Here is a 4,671-nt window from a genome sequence, read left to right as displayed (position 1 = left end):
CGGCGGCGGGGTGAGGCTGCGCAGCCCGCAGCGTTCCGGGTCGGCCTCCTCGGGCAGCCGGAAGCTGACGCCGCCGTCGGCGGCGACGGTGATCCAGGTGCCGCGCTCGGGGGCGCCGCCGCCCGTCAGGCGCAGGGCGCAGCCGCGGTCGGTGCCGATCTCGTGGCTGCCGGGGCCGAGCAGCCAGACGTGGCCGGCGCCGGGGCCCGAGACGTGCCGTACCTCGATCAGCGGGGCGTCGCCGGGGTGCGGGGTCCAGGCGCGGGTGAGGGAGCGGCTGTCGTGGCCGGCGGGGGCGTCCACGCCGAGCAGGGCGCCCTCGCGGATGCCGCTGGCGCCCAGGGTGGCGTCGGGGTCGAGCTGCCGGTCGCCGAGGTAGAGCTGCCCGGCGCCGAGTACGGAGCTGAGGTCGGCGACGGTGGCGTCCTCGGGGACGTCCAGCAGGTGGTCGGTGGGCGGGCCGTCGGGGACGGCGGTGGAGACGGTCAGTTTCACGGGAGTCCAGCGGCGTCGGGCGCTCTCGGGTCAGCTCAGTGCTGCGGGGAGCGGCTGGTGGTGGAGGGGGAGGTGGAGGCGGAGCCGGGGGCCCGGCCGGCGGAGGTCTCGCCGGCCTCGGCGTCGGCCACGGATTCGAGCGGGGCGGCGGCGCTGCGCCCGAGCGGGACCTCGGCGGGCTCGGCGGCGCGGGGCTTGGCCAGGGTGATCTGCTGCTGGGCCTGGCCCTCGGCTTCCTCGAAGAGGTCGCCGGCGGCGTTGCCGGTGGGCGGTGCGGGCGGCAGGACGGGCGGGATGGTGGGCAGGACGCGGGCCAGGGCGGGGCCGAGGGCGTCGAAGAACGGCAGCAGCGGGGTGCCGGTGACGTAGACGCGGGCGTGCCGGTCGGCGAGCAGCCGGCGGACGTGGCCGCGTCCTGGTCCGGTGACGATGACGCGCGGGACGGTCAGGTCGGCGGACGGCGGCGCGCTCAGCTCCACCGGCAGCGGGTCGGGCAGTTCGGTGGCGATGAGCACGGGTGCCAGGCCGAAGTGCGGTTCGGTCTCGCGGGCGGCGCGGTAGGCGTTGCGCACCGGCTCGCCCGGGTGGTTGCGGTGGACCCCCTCGGCGACGGTGACCAGGCCGGCCGGCAGCCGTACGTCGAGCTGGGCGGCGATGGCCTGGAGCAGGGCGGCGGCGCCGCGCTGGTCGCCCTCGATCGCGAACTGCTGGGGCCCGGTGGCCAGATCGAGGAAGACGGCGCGGCCGGTGCCGTCCTCGCTGGCGCCGAGCGCGACGATCACCGGGCGCACGGCGTCCGGGTCGGGGGTGACGGCGGGGAGTTCGGCGCGGTCGATGGTCCAGGTGCCGGCCTCGGAGGAGTCGGCGAGCAGGACGGTGACCTCGTGGTCGTCGACGAGCGCGGCGTACGGGCGGGCGGGGGCGGCCTCCTGACGGGCGCGGACCAGGGCGCGTTCGGCGTCGCGCCAGGTGAGCGGGGCGCCCAGGTGGTGCACCAGCCGCCGCAGCCGGCGCCGGTGCCGGAACCAGGCGCGCACCGGGGCGGCGAACGCGTTGCGGGTCACGGCCAGTTCGCGCTTGACGCGGGCCCAGGCGGCGGACCAGCCGCCCATCCGCATGGCGATGGCCCGCACGATGAGGAAGACGATCAGCAGCGCGCCGATGATGCCGCAGATGCGGAAGATCGTCTCGCGGTGCTGGCTGAAGAACTCGAAGGGGTCGGTGTTTCTCATGCCGCGGCATTCTCCCGTCGCATCTCGCGGCGCATGGCCAGCAGAGCGTAGTGGGTACGGGACTTGACGGTCCCCTGGGGTACGCCGATGGCGCGGGCGGCATCCGCGCGGGACCGGTCGCACAGGTGGACCTGCACGAGGACCTCGCGGTGTTCGGGGGTGAGGCGGGCGAGCGCACCGTGCAGCACATGGCGGTTGACCACGGTGTCGGCGACGTCCGTCTCGGTGGTGCGCTGGAGCATGGGAGCGGGGACCACGCCCATGGGGACGGTGCGGTCGCGGCGGTGGGCGTCGACGGCGAGGTTGCGGGCGACGGTGTACAGCCAGGCGACGAGCCGGTCCTCGTCGAATATCAGCTCCTCCTCGGGGGCGTCGGCCGGCGGCGCGTGCTGTGCGGCCAGCCGCCACACCCTGAGCATGGCTTCCTGGACGATGTCCTCAGCGCGGTGGGGGTCTCCGAGCGTCAGCCGGTTCACGTAGCGCAGCAGCCGGGCGCGGTACCCGGTGATGAGCCGGTGCAGCAATTCGCCCGGATCGCGTTGAGCGGTACGCATGGTTGCTCCATCCTCAGCGGCACGGCTTGGAGAGCGTATTCATTCGGCCTCCATATTTCTCCAGACCGAAGGGAAAATCCCGCCCATGAGGCTCAGATGTAGCTCAGATTTTTTATGACCGATACCTGAGGTTCTTCGGAGGCGGGCGGGATACGGGCCGTATCCGGGCGCCAACAGGCCCGGGAACGGGCCCGCTTGCGGCCCCTTCGCAGGCCGGGGGCGGGGCGCGGCTGCCCGTTCGGAGGGGTGCGGCCCCGTCGCGGGGCACGGATTTCTCCGTGCCCCGCGCGGAGTTCATCTGTGCCGGTCGGGGAGAAAAGAAAGAAGGTTGCGCAATGCGCGGAGGGCGGCCGGGTCGAGGGGGGCCGCGCTCAGATAGCGGCCGGCGATCCCCAGGTGCCGGTCGGCCTCGGCGACGGTGGCGGTACGTCCCCCGGCGGCCTCGATACGGGCGGCGGCCTCCGCGGGTCGGTCATCGGCGGCCAGCAGCAGTTCGGTCAGCGCCCGGGCGTGCGCCGGCGGGGCGCCGGCGAGCGCGGTGAGCACCGGCAGGGTCTTCTTGCCCCGGCGCAGATCGCCGTACACCGGCTTGCCGGTGAGCGCCGGGTCGCCCCAGATGCCGAGCACGTCGTCACTGGCCTGGAACGCCACCCCGGCGTGGCGGCCGGCGCGGCGCAGTGCCTCGACGGTGCGGTGCGGGGCGCCGCCGAGGACGGCCCCGAGGGCGGTGGCGCAGCCGAACAGCGCGCCGGTCTTGCGCTCGGCCATCCGCTGGTACGCGTGCGGGGTGACGGCGCCGGGGCCGTACCAGGGGCGGCTTTCGAACCGCAGGTCCTCGGCCTGGCCGCGCACCAGGTCGCCGAGGGCGTGGACGAGGTGGCGGACGGCGGAGTGGGCGTGCGGGCCGCCGGAGCGCAGGAGGGTGTCGAGGGCGAGGGTGTGCAGCGCGTCGCCGGCGAGGACGGCGGGCCCGGTGCCGTACGCCTTCCACACGGCGGGGCGGGATCTGCGGCGTTCGTCGCCGTCCATGATGTCGTCGTGGACGAGGGAGAAGGTGTGGATCAGCTCCACGGCCACCGCGCCCGGCAGGGCGTCCTCGGGGTCGGCGCCGACGGCTTCGGCGGCCAGCAGGGCGAGGGCGGGGCGCAGTCCCTTGCCGCCGGTGGTGTGGGCGGCCATCTCGCGCAGCCAGGGGTCGAGTTGGCCGAGGGCGGCGTCGAGGGCGGGGGCGGTACGGGCGCGGGCGCGGGCGAGCGCGTCGGCGGCGGTGCCGTCGAGGGCGGCGGGCGGCCGGAGTTCCTGGATCATGGGGCTCCCTCGGCGGGGGTATGGAGCGCGGCGAGTGCCTTGTCGGTCATGTCGGCGGCGTGGTACAGCCCGATGCGCCGGAACTCGGCGCGCAGGGCGCGCAGGTCGGCGGCGGTGCGGGCGCTGTCGTGCTCGCCGAGCCGGTGCAGGGTCTTGGCGAGGCCGAGGCGGCACAGGGCCTGGCCGCGGAGTTCGTCGATGGCGCGGAACTCGGCCAGCGTCTCCTCGTAGGCGCGTCTGGCCTGCCGGTAGCGGCGGGCGCGGAAGAGGACGTTGGCGCGCATCTTGTGGTTGTAGGCGAGCGCGGAGGTGAGGTTCATCCGGCGGCAGGCGCGTTCGGCCTTCTCCAGGATGCGCAGCGCGCGGTCGGCGTCGCCGTCGCGGACGGAGACGATGTCGGCGATGCCGCGCTGGGCCCAGGCCCAGCCGCGCCGGTCGTCGGCGCCGCGGGCGATCTCGGCGGCCTCCTCGAAGAGGGCGAGCGCGCGGTCGAAGTCCCCGGTGTTGCGGTGGATCTGGGCGATCCCCTCCAGCGCCCAGACCGTGTGCCGGGCCTCGCCGCGCTTGCGGGCCTCGGCGAGGAGTTGTTCGTGCAGTCTTCCCGCTGCCTGGAAGTCCCCCTGTATGCGTCCGGTTTCGGCCAGTCCGGCGAGCGCGTAGCCGCGGGCCACGACGTCGTCGCCGCGTTTGCCGAGATCGGCGGCGAGGGCGAGCAGCCGGCGGGCGAGCGGGAGGGCGCCGCGCTGCCGGGCGAGGGTGCCGCCGCTCCACACCGCCCAGGCCATGGCGCCGAGGTCGCCGGCCGCGCGGGCGGTGCGGTAGCTGGCCTTCCAGGCGGCGTCGGCCTGGGGCACCTGCCCGAGGCGGCGGTGCGCCTCGGCGACGGCGAGCCCGGCGCGGGCGACTTCGCGCTGGTCACCGTCCGCCTCGGCGGTGCGCAGCTGTTCGGTGGCGCGGTCGAGCACGTCGGTGAGGGAGGAGTTCACGGACAGGGTCGTCAGCGCGCCCTGGTATTCGGGCGCGAACGCTTTGGCGTACATGCGTGGCGACTATACACGAGGTGTATACTCAGTATGTATAGC

The 4,671-nt window shown here is 75.0% G+C and carries 4 protein-coding genes and 1 pseudogene; all 5 read right to left on the bottom strand.

Annotation, left to right across the window (positions count from 1 at the left end):
* Window positions 1-495 (bottom strand): annotated as a pseudogene (locus ACFV5N_RS24895) (hypothetical protein); the annotation flags it as partial.
* A 35-nt stretch (window positions 496-530) separates the two neighbouring features.
* Complete coding sequence (locus ACFV5N_RS24890) at window positions 531-1,727, bottom strand: hypothetical protein (RefSeq protein WP_385603930.1); 1,197 nt, start codon at window positions 1,725-1,727, stop codon at window positions 531-533.
* Window positions 1,724-2,281: a sigma-70 family RNA polymerase sigma factor gene (locus ACFV5N_RS24885; protein ID WP_385603928.1), complete on the bottom strand. Its 558-nt coding sequence runs from the start codon at window positions 2,279-2,281 to the stop codon at window positions 1,724-1,726. Before ACFV5N_RS24885 ends, ACFV5N_RS24890 begins: the two co-directional genes overlap by 4 nt.
* Before the next feature lie 294 nt (window positions 2,282-2,575).
* Window positions 2,576-3,589 carry a polyprenyl synthetase family protein gene (locus tag ACFV5N_RS24880; RefSeq protein ID WP_385603926.1) on the bottom strand — a complete coding sequence of 338 codons (1,014 nt, stop codon included), beginning with the start codon at window positions 3,587-3,589 and terminating at the stop codon, window positions 2,576-2,578.
* Entirely contained in the window at window positions 3,586-4,629 is a 1,044-nt protein-coding gene (locus ACFV5N_RS24875) for a tetratricopeptide repeat protein (RefSeq protein WP_385603923.1), read from the bottom strand. The genes ACFV5N_RS24880 and ACFV5N_RS24875 overlap by 4 nt, the downstream gene beginning before the upstream one ends.
* Window positions 4,630-4,671 lie beyond the last annotated feature (42 nt).

Origin of the sequence: Streptomyces sp. NPDC059853 (assembly GCF_042731495.1) — a bacterium.
Taxonomy (GTDB): domain Bacteria; phylum Actinomycetota; class Actinomycetes; order Streptomycetales; family Streptomycetaceae; genus Streptomyces.
Note: the sequence above shows the minus strand (reverse complement) of the source record. Positions and strands in the feature narration are given on the sequence as shown.

What these genes read in the sequence shown, in the direction of transcription:
- ACFV5N_RS24880 (WP_385603926.1), bottom strand. Translation starts at nt 3,589, where the DNA reads ATGATCCAGGAACTCCGGCCGCCCGCCGCCCTCGACGGCACCGCCGCC.
- ACFV5N_RS24890 (WP_385603930.1), bottom strand. Translation starts at nt 1,727, where the DNA reads ATGAGAAACACCGACCCCTTCGAGTTCTTCAGCCAGCACCGCGAGACG.
- ACFV5N_RS24875 (WP_385603923.1), bottom strand. Translation starts at nt 4,629, where the DNA reads ATGTACGCCAAAGCGTTCGCGCCCGAATACCAGGGCGCGCTGACGACC.
- ACFV5N_RS24885 (WP_385603928.1), bottom strand. Translation starts at nt 2,281, where the DNA reads ATGCGTACCGCTCAACGCGATCCGGGCGAATTGCTGCACCGGCTCATC.